This is a genomic window from Rhizobium sp. B230/85 (genome assembly GCF_019355735.1).
GTDB lineage: Bacteria > Pseudomonadota > Alphaproteobacteria > Rhizobiales > Rhizobiaceae > Rhizobium > Rhizobium rhododendri.
Genome location: NZ_CP072158.1, coordinates 82,394 through 99,584 on the forward strand (window position 1 = coordinate 82,394; position 17,191 = coordinate 99,584).

The 17,191-nt window shown below is 60.6% G+C and carries 15 protein-coding genes; 11 read left to right on the forward strand and 4 right to left on the reverse strand.

Annotation, left to right across the window (positions count from 1 at the left end; genetic code table 11):
* Positions 1-33: 33 nt before the first annotated feature.
* From J5289_RS25485 to J5289_RS25505, 5 genes are all read left to right on the forward strand, one after another.
* Complete coding sequence (locus J5289_RS25485) at positions 34-2,061, forward strand: hydantoinase/oxoprolinase family protein (protein WP_209185606.1); 2,028 nt, start codon at positions 34-36, stop codon at positions 2,059-2,061.
* 3 nt (positions 2,062-2,064) lie between these two features.
* Positions 2,065-4,032, forward strand: coding sequence for a hydantoinase B/oxoprolinase family protein (locus tag J5289_RS25490; RefSeq protein ID WP_209185605.1), 1,968 nt, complete (start codon positions 2,065-2,067; stop codon positions 4,030-4,032).
* A 149-nt stretch (positions 4,033-4,181) separates the two neighbouring features.
* Positions 4,182-5,036: a xanthine dehydrogenase family protein subunit M gene (locus J5289_RS25495; RefSeq protein ID WP_209188065.1), complete on the forward strand. Its 855-nt coding sequence runs from the start codon at positions 4,182-4,184 to the stop codon at positions 5,034-5,036.
* Positions 5,033-5,515 (forward strand): (2Fe-2S)-binding protein, encoded by a 483-nt coding sequence (locus J5289_RS25500; protein ID WP_209185602.1) that lies wholly within the window; start codon positions 5,033-5,035, stop codon positions 5,513-5,515. Before J5289_RS25495 ends, J5289_RS25500 begins: the two co-directional genes overlap by 4 nt.
* Positions 5,508-7,856 (forward strand): xanthine dehydrogenase family protein molybdopterin-binding subunit, encoded by a 2,349-nt coding sequence (locus tag J5289_RS25505; RefSeq protein WP_209185601.1) that lies wholly within the window; start codon positions 5,508-5,510, stop codon positions 7,854-7,856. The genes J5289_RS25500 and J5289_RS25505 overlap by 8 nt, the downstream gene beginning before the upstream one ends.
* A 96-nt stretch (positions 7,857-7,952) precedes the next feature.
* On the opposite strand, the gene J5289_RS25510 is transcribed toward J5289_RS25505, so the two are convergent.
* The 4 genes from J5289_RS25510 to J5289_RS25525 form a co-directional block, all read right to left on the reverse strand.
* Complete coding sequence (locus tag J5289_RS25510) at positions 7,953-8,240, reverse strand: PTS sugar transporter subunit IIB (protein WP_209185600.1); 288 nt, start codon at positions 8,238-8,240, stop codon at positions 7,953-7,955.
* A gap of 2 nt (positions 8,241-8,242) precedes the next feature.
* Positions 8,243-8,716, reverse strand: a complete 474-nt coding sequence (locus J5289_RS25515) for a PTS sugar transporter subunit IIA (protein WP_209185599.1) — start codon at positions 8,714-8,716, stop codon at positions 8,243-8,245.
* Positions 8,717-8,803: 87 nt separating this feature from the next.
* Positions 8,804-10,213, reverse strand: coding sequence for a PTS galactitol transporter subunit IIC (locus J5289_RS25520; protein WP_142825003.1), 1,410 nt, complete (start codon positions 10,211-10,213; stop codon positions 8,804-8,806).
* Positions 10,214-10,356: 143 nt separating this feature from the next.
* Entirely contained in the window at positions 10,357-11,037 is a 681-nt protein-coding gene (locus J5289_RS25525) for an HAD family phosphatase (protein WP_257625539.1), read from the reverse strand.
* Between the two features lie 184 nt (positions 11,038-11,221).
* Here J5289_RS25525 and J5289_RS25530 point away from each other — a divergent pair, with 184 nt between their 5' ends.
* The 6 genes from J5289_RS25530 to J5289_RS25555 all read left to right on the forward strand — a co-directional run bounded on the left by J5289_RS25530 (position 11,222) and on the right by J5289_RS25555 (position 17,077).
* A complete protein-coding gene (locus J5289_RS25530; RefSeq protein WP_142825004.1) occupies positions 11,222-11,647 on the forward strand; it encodes a transcriptional regulator GutM in 426 nt (141 codons plus the stop codon).
* A gap of 48 nt (positions 11,648-11,695) precedes the next feature.
* Positions 11,696-12,445: a PTS glucitol/sorbitol transporter subunit IIC gene (locus J5289_RS25535; protein WP_209185596.1), complete on the forward strand. Its 750-nt coding sequence runs from the start codon at positions 11,696-11,698 to the stop codon at positions 12,443-12,445.
* A gap of 25 nt (positions 12,446-12,470) precedes the next feature.
* The gene (locus J5289_RS25540; protein ID WP_209185595.1) at positions 12,471-13,469 is read left to right on the forward strand and encodes a PTS glucitol/sorbitol transporter subunit IIB; all 999 of its coding nucleotides are present in this window, start codon (positions 12,471-12,473) and stop codon (positions 13,467-13,469) included.
* Positions 13,470-13,557: 88 nt separating this feature from the next.
* Positions 13,558-13,938, forward strand: a complete 381-nt coding sequence (locus tag J5289_RS25545; protein ID WP_209185594.1) for a PTS glucitol/sorbitol transporter subunit IIA — start codon at positions 13,558-13,560, stop codon at positions 13,936-13,938.
* A 39-nt stretch (positions 13,939-13,977) separates the two neighbouring features.
* Positions 13,978-15,942 (forward strand): phosphoenolpyruvate--protein phosphotransferase, encoded by a 1,965-nt coding sequence (ptsP, locus tag J5289_RS25550; RefSeq protein ID WP_209185593.1) that lies wholly within the window; start codon positions 13,978-13,980, stop codon positions 15,940-15,942.
* 118 nt (positions 15,943-16,060) lie between these two features.
* Entirely contained in the window at positions 16,061-17,077 is a 1,017-nt protein-coding gene (locus tag J5289_RS25555; RefSeq protein ID WP_257623518.1) for a sugar-binding transcriptional regulator, read from the forward strand.
* The last annotated feature ends 114 nt before the right edge of the window (positions 17,078-17,191 follow it).

The window sequence follows — 17,191 nt, forward strand, 5'->3', positions numbered from 1 at the left end:
TGCTGTCCGGTCGAACCATCCAGAGGATAGATCATGGCGAAGACGAGAGTTGCGGTGGATGTGGGAGGCACCTTCACCGACATTTGCATCATGGATGAGGAGACCGGGTCGATCCGTATCGAGAAGACGGCGTCGACCCCGGATGATCCGATGCAGGCGATCATGAACGGCATCGAGCAGGGCCGCATCGAGCTTTCCGAGGTTACCATGTTCTCGCACGGGACCACGGTCGCCACCAATGCGCTGATCACACGCCGTTTGCCGCGAACAGCAATGGTCTGCACCGAAGGCTTTCGCGATGTCGTCGAGATCCGGCGTGCCAACAAGGAGGACCTCTGGGATACCTACAAGGATGTCGCCAAGCCGTACATTCCGCGACGCGACCGGCTGACGGTTGGCGAACGTGTCGACGCCGAGGGCACGGTCCTCGAAGCCCTGAACGAGGACGATGCCCATCGTGTTGCCGCGATTCTGAAAAAGCGTGGCATCAAGTCCATCGCCGTCTGTTTCATGAATTCCTACGTCAATGGCGCAAATGAACGGCGCATGCGCGATATCCTCAAGGCCTCGATGCCGGAGGTGCCGGTGTCGATTTCCTCCGAAGTCATGCCGGAAATCTTCGAGCACGAACGCTTCTCGACGACCATGGCAAACGCAGTCTGCGCCCCTGTGGTTGTCGATTACGTCTCCCGGCTCGGCGAAAAGCTGGCTGCCGGCGGTTACCAGCGAGACCTGCTGCTGCTGCATTCCGGCGGTGGCGTGATGACGCCAGCGAGTGTTATAGACTTCTCCGCCAGGCTCGCGGGATCGGGGATCGCGGCGGGCGCTATCGCCAGCCGCTTTATCGGCAATCTCTGCGGCTTTCAGAACTCGATAGGCTTCGATATGGGCGGAACGAGCACGGATGTTTCGCTCGCCTGGAACGGTCAGTCTCGTATCACCAAGGACTGGTACATCGAGTTCGGCTATCCCATCCGCTTTCCCTCTATCGAGGTGCTGACGATCGGTGCCGGCGGCGGGTCGCTGGCCTGGCAGGACGAGGGCGGATCGCTACGCAACGGCCCCCAGTCGGCCGGCGCCAATCCCGGCCCGGCCTGCTATCGAAACGGCAATCGGATTGCCACGAACACAGATGCAAATGTCGTCCTCGGCCGTCTCGGCAGCAGCCTCGCAGGCGGCAAGATCACCCTCGATCCGGCGCTTGCCGAGGAGGCCGTACAGGAAACGGTGGCGACACCATTCGGCATGGAGCTTCACGCGGCTGCCGAGGCAATCGTTGCCGTCGCCAATGCAAACATGGCCAATGCCGTACGCCTGATGTCGATCAGCCGTGGATACGATCCGCGCGACTTCGCGCTCGTTGCCTTCGGAGGTGCCGGCGCCCTGCACGGGGCGGCTGTCGCAAGGGAGCTTTCCATTCCGACCGTGATCGTGCCTCCCAATCCCGGCGTCACCTCGGCCCTCGGTTGCCTGCTTGTCGATGTGCAGCACGACTTCTCCGAAAGCTTCATGACCGACGCCTCCATCGTTGCGCCGGCGGAGCTGGAGGCTGCGTTCCAGCGCATGGAGGCGCAAGCGTCCGAGCGCTTGCTGCACGAAGGGATAGCGCCGCAGGATATGGCGCTCCAGCGGACTGTCGAGATGATGTATCAGGGCCAGTGGCGCTCGCTCGCTATCAGCGCACCCGCCCGGATCGTGAGTATTGCATCCCTGATCGATGCTTTCCACGCGGAGCACGAGCGCGAGTTCAACTACCGCCGCGACGAAGCCCCGGTTGCCATCTTTCGCGTCGCAGTCAAGGCGATCGGTCTCGTGCCCAAGGCCGAGCTGCCGAAATATCCGGTGCGCGACCATGCGCCTGCGCCCCTCGACCGACGCGCGGTCTGGTTCGACGGCAAATCCTACGATGCGGCGATCTATCAGCGTGAGGGGCTCGAAGCGGGTGCCACCATCTCCGGCCCCGCAATCGTCGAACAGTTCGATTCGACCACGGTTGTCCCGCCAGGCATGAGCGCCAGGGTCGACGCATTCCTGAATATTCTTATCGGAACGAAAGGCTGAGACATGACCAACTTCGTCGAAACCGAAAAGAGCCTCGATCCGGTCACCTTCGAGGTGCTCAAGAACTCCTTCATCACCACGGTCGACCAGATGGCCGAACAGATGCTGCGCACCTGTTATTCGTTCGTCATCTACAACCGCGACTTCTCCAATGCGTTGCATGACGCCGATGGCAACTCGGTTGCACAGGGCAACTACGACATCGCAGTCCATGTTGGCACGCTGCACAATACCTGCAAGGAAGTCATCCGTGTATTCGAAGGCGACATGGCGCCGGGCGACGTCTACGCAATCAACGATCCCTACGCCGGCGGGACCCATTTCAGCGATGTGCGGCTCGTGCGCCCGATCTTCGACGAGGACACGTTGATCGGGTTTTCGCAGTCGAACGGGCACTGGTCGGACCTCGGAGGGTCGGTCCCCGGCTCCTTCGACGTCACAGCCCGCGACATGTTCCGGGAAGGCATGCGCATCACGCCGGTGAGGCTATTCCGTGCCGGCCGCTTCTGCTCCGATGTTGCCAATCTGATCGCCGCCAATACCCGCGATCCTGCATCGATCATCGGTGACATCCATTCGCAGGCCCAGGCGACCCAGGTAGCGGAGCGGGAACTGCTGCGTCTCGTCAAGAAATACGGCCGCGACACTGTCGTGCGCGGCATGGAGGAAGTTCAGGACTACGTCGAGCGGGCCGTCCGCAAGCGCCTTGCCGAATTGCCCGACGGCACCTGGGAAAGTGTCGACTATATCGATCGCGATCTCGGTGGCGGCGAAGGGATGATCCCCATCCACATCAAGATGACGATCAAGGGCGACACGATCCATTACGATTTTACCGGCAGCCACAAGACGATAGGGTCCATGTACAATTCCGCACCGGGGGCGACCTTTTCAGCGGTGGTCGCGGGAATGAAGACCTTCTTCCCTGATCTTCCCCTTAACAGCGGCTTTTATCGCATGATCGAGGTGACCGCGCCGAAAAACAGCGTTGTCAGTGCCGAGTGGCCGGTGGCAGTCACAGGATTCCTGATGCCGTTCGAGAAAATCATGAATTCGATCTTCGAGATGTGGTCGCAGATCATGCCGGAACGCGCCATCGCATGCGCTTTCAACCTCGAATACCTGCTGGCCGGGGGTCGCGACGCGCGCAAACCGGAAAAGCCGATCTTCATGTTCTACGAGTGGCTTCCGGGGGGATGGGGTGGGCGCAACGGCAAGGACGGCGCCGACGTGACGACTGCCTGCTTTGGAACCGGCCTGATGTCGCAGCCGAACGAAGGTAACGAGCGCGTCAACCCGACGCGGACGACGGAGTTTCAGATCAAGCAGGATTCCGCCGGTCCCGGCAAATGGCGTGGCGGTGTCGGCGTGCAGAAGACCTCGGTGTTGCTGGCGGCCGAAGATGCCGTGATGTCCTATATCTGCGATCGCGAGCGCGCCGTGGTCTGGGGTGTCGAGGGCGGGCTCCCCTCTATGCCGCACGGGCTGACGATCCGCCGCGCGGGCGAGGAGGTCGACACCTGGCTCGGTTCGGTCTTTTCCGACTATCCGGTGTTCACGGGCGATCAATTCGCCCGGCCGACAGCTGGTGGCGGCGGCTTTGGCGATCCGCTGGAGCGCGATCCGCTTCATGTGCTGGAGGACGTGATCGACGATTATGTCTCCATCGAGCGCGCCAAGGTCGACTACGGCGTCGTGTTGAAGGTCATAGATCGCGATCTCTGCGAGTACGAAATCGATCTCCCCGCAACAGAAGCTGCCCGCACCGAAATCCGCGACAATCGCAAGCAATGGGCGCGTTCGGATCCGGCGATGGTATCTGCTCGCTACAAGTCGGGCGAGATCGACGCCATGGATGCAGTTCGTCGCTTCGCGGTCATTCTCGATTGGGAGAGCGGCAACGTCCTCGAGAACACGACCCGGCAATTCCGCGAGAGCTTCGAGAGGCGCAGCGTAGCACACTGGAAGTGAGCGCCAGCGGCATTGCCTCGGTTGAGCTTGGGAAGGGCGTATCTCTTTTTACGATATTACATCCAGGAAACTACTATTTCACGGGCAGGCTTGCCTCTGAAATGATGCTGGAAAGCCGCAAAGACGGCGATTGAAGGGGTAGAAGGTCAATGTCCGAACATCTGCAGCGGTCCCTGACAGTTGCCGGCAGCATCGAGGAAGCGCTTGCCGCGCGCCGACAGGGTGCGGCGATCCTGGCCGGCGGAACGTGGCTCATGCGCAATCCGCGTCGGGGCCACGCGTTGCCGGACGCATTGGTGTCGCTCCACAAGATTGCCGGGCTGACCAGCATCCACATCGAGACCGATCGCGTGACGATCGGTGCGGCCGTAACACATGATGCGCTCGCCCGGTCACTTGCGGGCATAGGCGGCCTTGAGGCGCTGGCTGAAGCTGCATCCGGCGCTGCCAACCCGGCAATCCGCCGGGTGGCAACTATCGGCGGCAATCTCTGCACGCAAGACTTCGCCGCCGCCGATCTTCTGCCCCCGCTGTTGGCCCTCGCGGCGGAAGTCGAGCTGTACGGCAACCAAGGGACAATGCGTGTCCCGATGGTGTCGTTTCTCACGGATCTGAAACGGCTGCTCGCCGATGCCATCCTCGTCAGGGTGATCATCAACCGCGACAGCGCCGCCACCGCGCATGTGAGGCTGCCGCTGCGCCGGGCAGGCGACTATCCGGTTGCCCTCGTTTCGATGGCGCGCCGCCTCGATGGCCGAATTCTCGTTGCCGTCGGCTCTGTCGAGCATGTGGCGCGGCACTGGCTTTCGCTAGAACACGCGCTTGCCACCGAGCCGGGCGGATCGCCCGCTGAACCCGAGAGAGCTTATACCCTTGCCACCGGTTGCAACGACTTCCAGGCCCGCGACGGAATGGAGGCGGATGGCTGGTACCGGCGGCAGGTGTTGCCGGCGCTTGCCCGCCGATGCATGGCAGCACTTCTGAAGACGGAGGCCACCCGATGACCGTGACGCTTCACATCAATCGCTCCCTCTATCGTTTCAACGGCGATCCGATGACGCCGCTGGTCGATATACTGCGGCAGGAACGTTTCCTGACAGGCACCAAGGCCGTTTGCCGCGAGGGATTTTGCGGTGCCTGCACTGTGAGTGTCGACGGAGAGGCCATCATGTCCTGTCTCCGCCCGATGGGATTGCTCGATGGCGCCCACGTATTGTCGATCGAGGCGATGGCGACCGGCGATGGACCGCTGCATCCTCTCCAGGCCGCGTTCGAGGCGGCGGATGTGGTCCAGTGCGGAATGTGTTTTCCGGGCATGGTCATGAGCCTTGCGCCGTTCCTCCGCGACAATCCGACGGCCAGCCGGGACGATGTGAAATCGGCAATGGTGGGCAATATCTGTCGATGCACGGGCTATGAGCGCATTATCGATGCGGTGATGGATTACCTCGGACAACCGGCCGAGGAGCACGTCCATGACTGATGCTTCGACGACCGTGATGGATCTTCCCCGCCGAGACGCCCGCGACAAGCTGCGTGGACGAACGAAATACACCAATGACAGGGCCCGTCCGGATATGCTGCACGCTGTCCTGTTGCGGTCCTCCGTGCCCGCTGGCCGCATTACGCGGCTCGATGTTTCCGCTGCTCTCGAGTGCCCCGGTGTGCTGGGAATTGCGACCGCAGCGGATGCGCCCGGCAATTACGGCATCGGTATCGCCGACCACCCGCTCTTTGCCGTCGATGTGATCCGCTACAATGGCGAGCCGCTCGCCGCGATTGCCGCCGAAAGCGAGGCCGAGGCGCGGGCGGCCCTGGCTGCAATCATTCTGGAGATCGAACCCCTTGCCCCCGTGCTGACGATGGCGGAGGCGCTGACGCCCGGCGCCCGATCGCTGCACGAGGACTGGCGGACATATGAAGTGCTGACCGAGGGCGGTGCACGATCCGGCAACATTGCCTGGGAAGCGAAATCGGTACGAGGCGATGTCGATGCCGCCTTTGCCCGCCCCGATGTGACGATCGTCGAAAGCAATTTCGTCGTCGGCAGGCAGAGCCATGTTCCCTTCGAGCCGCGTGTCGCAATCGGCAGCTGGGAGGACGGCCGGGCGCATATCCAGACATCGACGCAGGTGCCATGGACTGTGCGCAATGTGACCGGTCGCGTCATGCAATTCCCGCCGGGCCGCGTTCGCGTCACCGTTCCGCCGGTCGGCGGCGCATTCGGCTTGAAATTCGATGCGTCGATCGAGCCGATTACGGCACTCTTGGCTCGGATCACGGGCCGGACCGTCATGCTGGAGAATACTCGGCAGGAAGAGATGGCCACCTGCCTCTGCCGGGAGAACGCAGAAATCAAAATTCGCTCGGCCGTATCAACCGAAGGAGAAATCGTCGGGCGCGAGGCCGTCGTGTTGATGGATTGCGGCGCCTATGGCGGCGAACAGGTCTTTCTCACCACCATGACCTCCCATACCCTCGGCGGTAGTTATCGTCTGGGCGCTGCCCGCCTCGTCAGCCGCGCCGTCTACACCAACACGCCGCCGAACGGCGCCTTCCGGGCTTGCAACGGCGTCTATAACGGCTTTGCGCTGGAGCGCCATACCGACGAGATATGCGCCGCAATCGGCATGGACCCCATGGAGTTCCGCAAGCGCAATGTGCTTGGCGACGGCGATCTGGGCCCGACCGGACAGGTGTTCGAGGGTGACGTCCTGCGTCCGATGCTGGAGCGGATGGAGGCACTGCGGGAAAAGACAGGAACGGCGGAAGCCCGCGCCGACGGTCGCCTCTATGGCCGCGCCACCACGGTGGGAACCTGGTTCATCTTCGTTGGGCCATCTGCCGCGACCATCAATCTGAATGCCGACGGCAGCGCCACGCTGGTGACGTCCGGCGTCGAGATCGGCTCGGGAACAATGGTGCAGGCGCTGCCGCAGATCGTTGCCGGCCAGCTTGGGCTGCGACCGGAGCAGGTCGTGGTGCGCGAGGCAGATACGGATTCCGCCGGGCTGGATGTCGGGGTCGGTGGCGGGCGGACGACCGTCTCTATCGGTGCGGCGAGTGTGGGTGCGGCGGCCGAAGTCCGTGAAAAGCTTCTGCGGACGGCCAGTGAGATGTTGCAGACCGCCGCGAGCGACCTGGTGTTGCGCGAAGGGCGGGTGGAAATTGCCGGGCGACCCGGGACCGGCGTCGCCATCCCGACGGTGGTCGCCCATGCGCAATCGACCACGGGGCCGATCAGCGGTACGGGCAGCTTCACCGCAAAGAACACGCCGGCGATGGCAGGCTGTGCGATGGGCCACTTTATCGACGCGCTCGATATTCCCGTCTTCGTGGTTCACGAGGCCGAAGTGGCTGTCGATCCGGATACCGGGCATGTCGAGGTTCTGGCCTACCGGGTGGTGCAGGATGTTGGACGCGCGCTCAACCGCCGTGCCATCATGGGCCAGATCCAGGGCGGCGTCGTCCAGGGCCTCGGCTATGCGCTGCACGAGGAAGTGACGATCACCGCTGACGGCCGGATCGCAGAGGACGGCTTCGAGACCTACCGCGTGCCGCTGGCCGGGGATGTCGTGCCTGTCGTCGCGGATCTCTATGAGGGCGCGCCGTCGATGGGCCCGCTCGGGACAAAGGGAGCAGGCGAAGTCCCGATCCTTGCCGTCGGCTCGGCCATCGCCTGTGCGGTTGCGCGCGCAATCGGCAAGCCGGTCTCCAGCCTGCCGCTAACGCCGCCGCGCGTCCTGCGCCTGATCAACGATCTCGAGCCCACCCCCACCCATCCGCACATCGCCGCAGATTGGGCGACCAACACGCTGGGCTAGGCTTGTTGCCGCGTCAGGACGTCGATAGTGCCGATCGCCTGCCGCATTCGACGTGATGGAGCTGGCGGTATTTTACGCCTGGCCAAATGCCGCTGATTATTTTCTGAGGGCCATTTCTATCTCGTCGAGGACCTTGTCCTTGCCGATCCCGGTCAGAAAGGCGAGACCCTTGATCACCGGCTTTGTGACGGATGCGGAAATGGGCGTGGTGGAGACGATGAAGTCGACGCCGTCGGCAAGCGACGGAACCTCGGTCGCCTTGGCCTGCATGGCGTTGAAAGACAGGCCACGCTTCTTCATTTCTTCCGTCACGGCAGCGTTTACGGCCGTCGATGTAGCAATTCCGGTGCCGCATGCGAAAAGGATAGTTTTCTGCTTGGCCATGTTCAGGATTCCTTTGGTGAGCCGAGAAGCACCCTCACGTCGTGAAGCGTTTTGGCGCGCTTCAATCCATCGAGCGTCGTCGGGCTTTGAATGGCTTCGATAATCTGTTGAAGGGTTTCGATCTGCTTGTCCTTGTCGTTGATCGCAAGCAGGAAAACGGTGCCGACGGGGAGCAGCTCTTCCGGCTCCTCCATATTGGCGAACACGACCGGCGTCGACAGGGTCGCCATGGCAACGCCGGCCTTGATTACATGCTCCGGATCGGTATGCGGCACGGCGACATTTTCGTCCCGCTCCAGCGGCAGTCCTGTCGGCAGGTTCTTTTCGCGGCTGACAACGGCGTCCGCGTAGGTAGTCTTGACATATCCCAGCGTCTCCAGCCGGGCCGCAAGGAGCCGGATTACCTCTTCCGCCGTGGTAGCCCGAACATCGAGCAGGATGGCTTCCGGTTCCAGTATGTCCAACAGGGTAGGCATGTCGTCTCTCCAGTTTCTGTCACACCCGCACAAGGACTTTAGAGTGCGAGTGTCGTCTTTGCCGGTCTGGTTTACCAACGCCTTCTCTCAGGCCGCAGAAGCTTCCACCGGCTCGTCTTCCGCCCCGGCGGCCCGTTCCCAGGCAAGACTATTGCGCCGATAAAGGGCGAAGAGTGCCGCGATGATGGCCGCGAGCAGGACGATGCCGAAGACGCCGAGCCCCTGGATCGCGTTGATGATGACATAGGGGATCCAGAGGAAGCCGTCGACAACGGAGGTGACTTGCAAAGCGTTCGCCGGCAGCTTGAAGCCGGATGAGACGGCAGCGCTGGTAAACAACGGTGCAAGCGCATTCGCCACATAGAAGCCGATGGCAAGCGTCACGGTTCCAACCACGACCATGCGGAACACGTTGCCCTTGAGCAGCGGTGCCGTCAGGGCGACGATGAAAGGGATGACCGCGAGATCGGCAAACAGAATGACGCGATTACCCGGCAGGATAACCGAGAGGATGATCGCAATCGGAACCAGGATGAGCGACGACGAGATCGCCGCCGGATGACCAATCAGGATGGCGGAGTCCAGGCCGACGAGAAGTTCGCGGTCTCCGGTTCTCTTTCGCACGAACGCCTGTGCAGCGTCTGAAACCGGAAGCAGGCCTTCCATCAGCACTTTCACCATGCGTGGCAGGAGCAGCATGACTGCGGCGAGCGTCATGCCCGTGCTGAGGATTTTTGAAAGAACGGTCCCGAGATCGCCAGCGTTGTAGAAGGCGATGGTTCCGAGTATGAGGCCGATGATGAGGCCCAGCACGACCGGCTCGCCGAAAACGCCAAATCGACGCTCGATGGTTTCGGTGCTGATGTTGATCTTGTTGATGCCCGGGATGCGATCCATGATCCAGTTGAGCACGATTGCGATCGGCAGAATTTGTGCCGAGGCAATATGTGGTACCGAGATGCCGGGGACGCCATAGAACTGCTGGACAGCACGGGCGGACCAGTCGGCAAACAGCAAGGACAGGGCAGCCGCCAGGGCGGCTATGGCGATGCCATAGGCAAGGCTGTCGGTAGCCGCCACGACCAGCGAACCGATGAAAGCGAAGTGCCAGAAATTCCAGACATCGACGTTCAGTGTGCGGGTCCAGCGCAGCAGCAGCAGGACGACGTTGACGAGAATGCCAACTGGAATGACCCACAAGCCGACCGACGAACCAAACGCGATGGCAGCAGCAGAGGGCCAGCCAACGTCGACGATATCCCGCTTTATCCCGGTATTGGTGACGATCGCCTGGGCAACCGCACCAATCGAGTTGAACATCAGCCCGAGAACAAGATTGATCCCGATAAAGGCGACGCCGATTGTCACCGCCGCGCGAAATGCCTTGCCGACCTTCGCTCCGAGAATGACGGCGATTATGAAAATGACGATCGGCAAAAGCACAGTCGGACCAAGCGTATCGACGGCCGACTTCAAGCCACTCAGAAAAGTGTCCATATGCGAATTTCTCCCCTCCCATGCTCCATGGCGGCTCCTCCGCCGCATCAGAACATTTGTTCCTCCAACAATACGAAAGTTTATGATTCAGAATCAAATTTGTGTCAATTGCCTATCGGCGCACAGCTTTCGCGCTCGGATATTTACTGTCCTTTCGGCAAGTTCGCCCAAATCATGGCTTCCCTCGAAAGCTCCTCGAATGAACTGAATACCTTGTCGGCGCCCGCTTCAAGCAAATGTGTCTCGTGCTCAACATACGAGTGGCCTCCGCCGGTAAAGCCGAAAACCGTCATGCCGGCCGCACGTCCCGCCTGCGCGCCAAACAAAGAGTCTTCGATGACGAGACAATCAGACGGAGCGAACCCCATCTTGCTGGCTGCGAAGAGAAACAGGTCCGGGGCGGGCTTGCCGTGTTTCACCATGGACGAACTGAAAATGTCGTCGCCGAAAAACGAAATCAGTCCAGTCAGCGACAGGCTATGCTGTATTCTTTCCAGCGAGGAAGACGAGGCGACGCAGCATCGTGCATCGAGAGCGGACAGAAAAGCCGCCACGCCCTTCATGGCTTCGAGTTGCTCGGTGAAGACCTCTTTGGTTTCCAGCCAGACGTCCTCGACATGGTCCCTGGGGTAATCCTGTCCTGTCAGATCATGTATGCGGGCGAAGATATCGGCCTGCTTCATTCCAAAGCATTTGCCGACCACGTCCGGGGTGATTGTCAGCCCGTGCCTTGCATACACCCGAACATAGGCCGAGGCAGCCAACGGCTCGCTATCGACAAGAACGCCATCGCAATCGAATATGAAAAGCCGGTCTTTTGCCAATCCCTGTCCCTCCCCGGACACTGTGCGGAATTCCATTGGAGATGCTGCTAACTGCCTTTTGCTAAAGAAAAGTTCGTCTCGCTCCCCGCTTCGAATTTATACATATTGACATACCACAATACAAATGTTCATTTATGACGTGAGGATGAATGACTGGGCAGCGACACTTTCGGGAGGGGTGAAGATGGCTATATGGCAATGGGCGCTGCTCGCTTTGGGCGCGGTGTGGATGTTGCAAGTGATTGGCGTCTGGCTGCAGATGCGGCACTACACAGACGTCTTCAAAGGAATAACCAGCAAATATAATGACGGATACGTGGGTGCCGGACACGCGCGCGGTCGCCTCAGAAGAGGCACGATTGCATTGCTGGTCGTCGGCCAGGACATGAAGGTGCAACGCCTCATGACGATGACCGGACGTTCCGTTTTCGCCAAATTCAAGCGAAACGAGCAATATGAAGGCCAGTCGCTCAATGCATTGAAAGCTGCGCAAGCCGTCGCTGCTGCGGACAACACGCACGCGGCCATTTCCAAGGCAATCGAGCAGGTCGAGCACGTTCGAGAGGGCAAGGGGCCGGCAGCGCCGCGCCTCAGGCTTGCCTCGGCATAAAACCCAAAACTATTTCAGATCAATCGAACTGCATTCAAGGAGGAGAGAATGTTATTCGCGTCAGTGCTGGCCGATCATGGCCATCTCGCTATACACGATTTAGGGTCGACGTTTTCCGATGCTGCCTTGCACGGAAAGATGGTTGCCAAGGGAGCCGCCGATAAGCTTATCGTTCTGGCCCAGGCAAATTCCGACATTTCCGTCGAGCAATTCAAGGAAAAGCTGAACAGCGTCAACAAAGAAGAGCAGCTCGGCGGACTGGCGAATATCGGCAAGTATTTCATCGGCATTTTCCAGAAGGGCGGCGAGGTCTTCGCAGGCTTCGTAACAGGAATTATTCCGACGCTGGTCGTGCTGATGACCGCCTTCTATGCCCTGACCGAAATGGTCGGCGAGGAGCGCGTTCATGGCATTGCTCGCGGCGCCGGGCGCATCGCGCTGACGCGCTATACCGTGCTGCCGCTGCTGTCGGTGTTCTTCCTGACCAACCCGATGGCCTATACCTTCGGCGCGTTCCTGGAAGAAAAGCACAAGCCTGCATTTTACGATGCAGCTGTGTCCTACGTTCATCCGCCGCTCGGCTTGTTTCCGCATATCAATCCCGGCGAATACTTCGTCTGGGGCGGCGTTCTCGTGGCGCTGCAGGAGCTGGAAAAGCGCGGCGTCGTCCCGGGCGGATACCACATCAAGATGGCCATCTGGTACGCCATTGTCGGCCTCGTGGTGATCCTGCTGAAGGGCATGCTGACGGAACGTATCACAATGATCATGGCCCGCCGTCAAGGCGTGGAACTCTGATTGCCACTTGGGAGGAGGGGCTATTATGGCAACTGAATACAAGGCAGTAAATATTTCGAGGGGTCCCCAGGGCTGGGGTGGCCCGCTGGTTATCCAGCCGACCATGCAGCGCAACAAGATCGTCTCGGTCACCGGCGGCGGTATTCACCCCGTCGCGCGGCGGATCGCGGAACTGACCGGCGGCGAAGCCGTCGACGGTTTCCGGGCGCCACCGGTCGAGGGCGAAATGGCCGTTGTCGTCGTCGATTGCGGCGGTACTGCGCGATGTGGGGTCTATCCGCGCAAGCGCATCCCCACCGTCAACATCACGCCTGTCGGACAGTCGGGACCTCTGGCGCAATTCATTACCGAAGACATCTATGTCTCCGGCGTGAAGGAGCAGAACATCACCATGGCCGACGGTTCCCAGCCGGTTACCGTGGCAGCGGCCGGAGGGGCTCCGAAGGCAACCGCCGCCCCTAAGACGGTACCTGTCGAGACCGGCGGTGGTGGTTTCATCAACCTGATTGCTGGCATCGGTCGCGTCATGGGCCGCGTCGTCGGCATCTTCTTCAATGCCGGACGCCGTACGATCGACCAGGTCATCCGCAACGTGCTGCCGTTCATGGCATTTGTGACCATGCTGATAGGCTTCATTCTGTATACCGGCGTTGGCGATGTGCTTGCCGAGCCGATGGGGCCGCTTGCCAACAATATCGTCGGCCTTCTGATCATCTCCGCCATCTGCGGCCTGCCGTTCCTGTCGCCTATTCTCGGCCCAGGTGCGGTTATCGCCCAGGTCATTGGCGTGGCGATCATCGGCCCGCAGATCGCAAACGGCACCATTGCGCCCGCAATGGCCCTCCCGGCACTCTTTGCCTACAATGCGCAGGTCGGTTGCGACTTCGTGCCTGTGGGCCTGGCGCTGGGTGAGGCAAAACCGAAGACGATCGAGATCGGCGTTCCCGCCGTTCTCATCAGTCGCCAGATCATGGCCCCGGTTTCTGTGCTCATTGCCTGGGTTACCAGCCTGATCGTGTTCTAAGCCGACGCGTGCGGACGTCTAGCAGACTGCCCGCACGCCCAATACGACAACACCAGGCCGAGCTATTTCTCTAGAGAAGGATTTGTCCATGGCACTGCACCTCAAGACGCAGATTACCGCCGTCGGTCCCGACGTGGCCGATCTGGCCGATGGCGGCGTCCTCATTCTGTTTGCCGACGGCGCTCCGCCCGAACTGGCCGAAGTGTCCGTCCTCCATCTGCCCGATGTCGGGCCCACCGAACAGGAGCCTTCCGTGGGCTCGTCGATCAGGGTGGGTTCTGCCAGCAGCCGGATCACGGCGATGGGGCCAATTGCCTGGAACAAGGTGCTGGAAATCGGCCACGTCGTCATCAACTTCAACGACGCCACGACCGTCGACAGCCCGGGTGCCATCTGCGCCGCGGCAATCGACGCGGATGTGTTGAAAAGCGCACTTTCAGTCGGGACGACGATCACCATCGGTGATTGATCTCGACTGTTGCTGATTATCTAGTGAATGGATGTTTTTATGGAACGCTCAACAATTGTGCGCGTGAAGGAAGGTCTTCATGCTCGTCCGGCAACTCGCTTCGTCAAGCTGGCGAAGAGCTTTGCGAGCGAAGTGGAGATCGTCAAGGATGCGAAGGTCGTCAGTGCGAAAAGCTCGGTAAAATTGATGCTGCTTGCGGTCAAGGAAAACGACTCTGTCGCCCTGCGAGCCACCGGCGCCGACGCACTCGAAGCACTGGATGCACTGGTGCAGTTCCTGGAGAATCCGGAGTCAGGTCTCGACGGCGTCACAAATGCCTCTGCGGCGCCCGTTGCCAGCGAGGCTACCGGCACTGCTGCGCCTGAGCGCGCCGGCGTGCTTCAGGGGATCGCCGCCAGCGAGGGCGTCGGCTTGGCGAAGATATTTCGCTATTTTCCGAAGAAGTTCAAACCCGTGCAACGCCGGCTGCGGGACGATGAAATCCTCTTCGAAATAGAGCGATTCGAGAAGGCGATCTCGTCTGTCAGACAGCAGATGGAGGCAGCACTCGCTGCCAAGGGACTGTCTGAGACGGACAGCAGCATCATTTCCGCGCTTGTCGAGATTGCCGGCGATCCTGAGATCATCGACGGCGTCGTGGTTGCGATCGGCGAGGGCCTCGATGCGACCGATGCCGTCTTGAAGGTTACGGACGAAACGGCAGCCTCCTTCGGTCGCGTTTCCGATGCCTATCTGAATGCAAGAGCCGACGACGTAAAAGCCATTGCGCGACAGATCTGTCTGGCGCTTGCCGGCGAACGCGACATCGGCCTCGATGAAATCACGGAGCCATCCATTGTGCTGGCGGAAGATATCGGCGCCTGGGACCTGGCGCGCGCACCGGTTAAGCTGATCAAGGGCGTCATCTGCGCCCACGGTGGCGCCACGTCGCATATCGCCATCATTGCAAGGGCGCACGGCATTCCGGCTGTCCTCGGTCTCGGCAATGGTATCGATGCCCTCGTCTCGGCCACGGACGTTGCTATCGATGGCGGCAAGGGACTTATCTATCCCGATCCGGATGCGGCGTTACGCGAGACGTTCGCCCGGCGTCTTGACGCGGCGGCGAATGAGGAAGTCCGTCTGCGTGCATTCAAGGATGTGCGGCCGCATCTCGCGGACGGCACGCCGATCGAGGTTGCCGCAAACATCGGCTCCATCGAGGAGCTCGAAGCCGCCAAGGAAGCCGGTGCGATGGGCATCGGCCTGTTCCGTACCGAACTCCTGTTCATGAAGCACGGCGGATTGCCGAGCGAGGACATGCAGTTCGATATCTATTCGCAGGCAGCGCGGGGAATGGCACCCGATCCGGTCATCATCCGGACGCTCGACATCGGTGGCGACAAGCCAGTGTCGGGCATCGTGTTTCCCGAGGAGCAGAACCCGTTCCTGGGTTGGCGTGGTGTGCGCATGTGTCTCGACAGGCCGGATATCTTCAAGCCGCAATTGCGGGCACTGCTGCGCGCCGCGACGCAAGGCAATATCAAGGTGATGTTGCCGATGGTATCCACCATCGAAGAGGTCAAGCGCACGCGGGATCTGATCGACGAATGCGCGCGCGAACTTGCCGCCGAAGGAAAGCCTTTTGCGAGCTTCGCTCTCGGCGTGATGATCGAGACGCCCGCAGCGGTGATGATTGCGCCGTCGCTGGCAAGAGAGGTCGATTTCTTCTCGATCGGCACAAACGATCTGACGCAATACATCATGGCGGCCGACCGGATGAACCCGCAGGTCGCGGCACTCAATGACGTCGGCAATGCGGCAGTCCTGACGGCAATCGAGATGGCAGCGAGGGCCGGCAAGGAGGCTGGTATCATGGTCGGCATGTGCGGGGAGGCCGCTGCCCGCCCGGATCTGATCCCGCTGTTCCTGAAATTCGGTTTGACCGAACTCAGCATGAGCTCCGCCTCCATTCCGCGCGCGAAGAAATGCATTTCGGAACTCGGCTCCGCAAGCGCCGGTTGATCTGCCGGAGCCGGATATCGAAACCGTAATGACGATTTCCAATTGCGCCTACTGTTGTTAAGGGTAGTTTTTTACTTCCTAAGACGCGGGAGCCAACTTGGCACGTTCGAAGAAAGACATCTCAAAATCCGAAGGCGCAGAAGATCAGGCCCCATCGGCCGGCCAGACTTCGGGCAACCGGGCTGACAGAATGCGCATTCGGGCTGCCTGGATGTATTTCGTCGAGCAAATGACCCAGAACGACATCGCGGACATTCTGGGCGTCGGGCGCGTCACCGTCGTTCGCATGCTGGCGGAAGCGCGAAGTCGCAACGAAGTAAAAATCGCCATTGAGGGAGAGCTTGCGGAAATCGTCGGGCTCGAACGATCGCTCGAGATCGCCTTCGGAATAGAGCAGGTGGTCGTGGCACCTTTGTCCGATCCGGAAGCGGACCCAATCCCGACGATTAGTGCAGCAACCGGTGCGTTTCTGTCTAACGCGATGAAGCCGGGAATGACGGTCGGTGTCGGCTGGGGCAGGACGCTGTTTGCCTGTCTTTCGTCGATCAATGCCCGTAATCTTCAGGATTTCAAAGTGATTTCGCTTTTGGGCGGTGTCAGCCAGGCGCGCCGATTCAATCCTGCCGAATTTGCCTGGCGCTTTGCCCAGGTGTTCCAGGGCGACGGCTACCTCATTCCGGCGCCAGCGATGGTCGACAGCCTGGAAACGAAGGAAGCGCTGATCAAGCGATGCGGTCTCCAGGATATTTTGGACATGGCCGACAATATGGATGCGGTGGTTGTCAGTGTCGGCGGCATCGATTCTGCAACAACCTTTTATCGCGGCGGCTTTCTTACCGAGAAGCAGAGAAGCGAACTGGAAAAGCTGGGCGCGGTTGGCGACCTGCTATTCCATTTTTACGATCGAAATGGCGATGTGCTGGATCATCCGATCAACAATCTCATCATGTCGGTCGAGGTCGATCGTATCCGCCGAACTCCCTTGCGGATCCTCGCTTCGGGCGGAATAGACAAGCGCGAATCGATGCTCGGCGCCATGCGCCTTGTCCAGCCAACGGTCCTCATCACCGATGAGGAAAGTGCACGGCGCCTGTTGCAGGGCGCGGATGATTTCCTGGCAGCAGAAGCGCCATAAGCCTCGCCTGAAATACCCATTTATCCGTGAAATTCGAGAGCCGGCCGATCCCCCATCGGTGGCATGCGGACGCTGTTGCCTGATCGCAGCAGCGCATCTTTGAGGTCTCGAAAT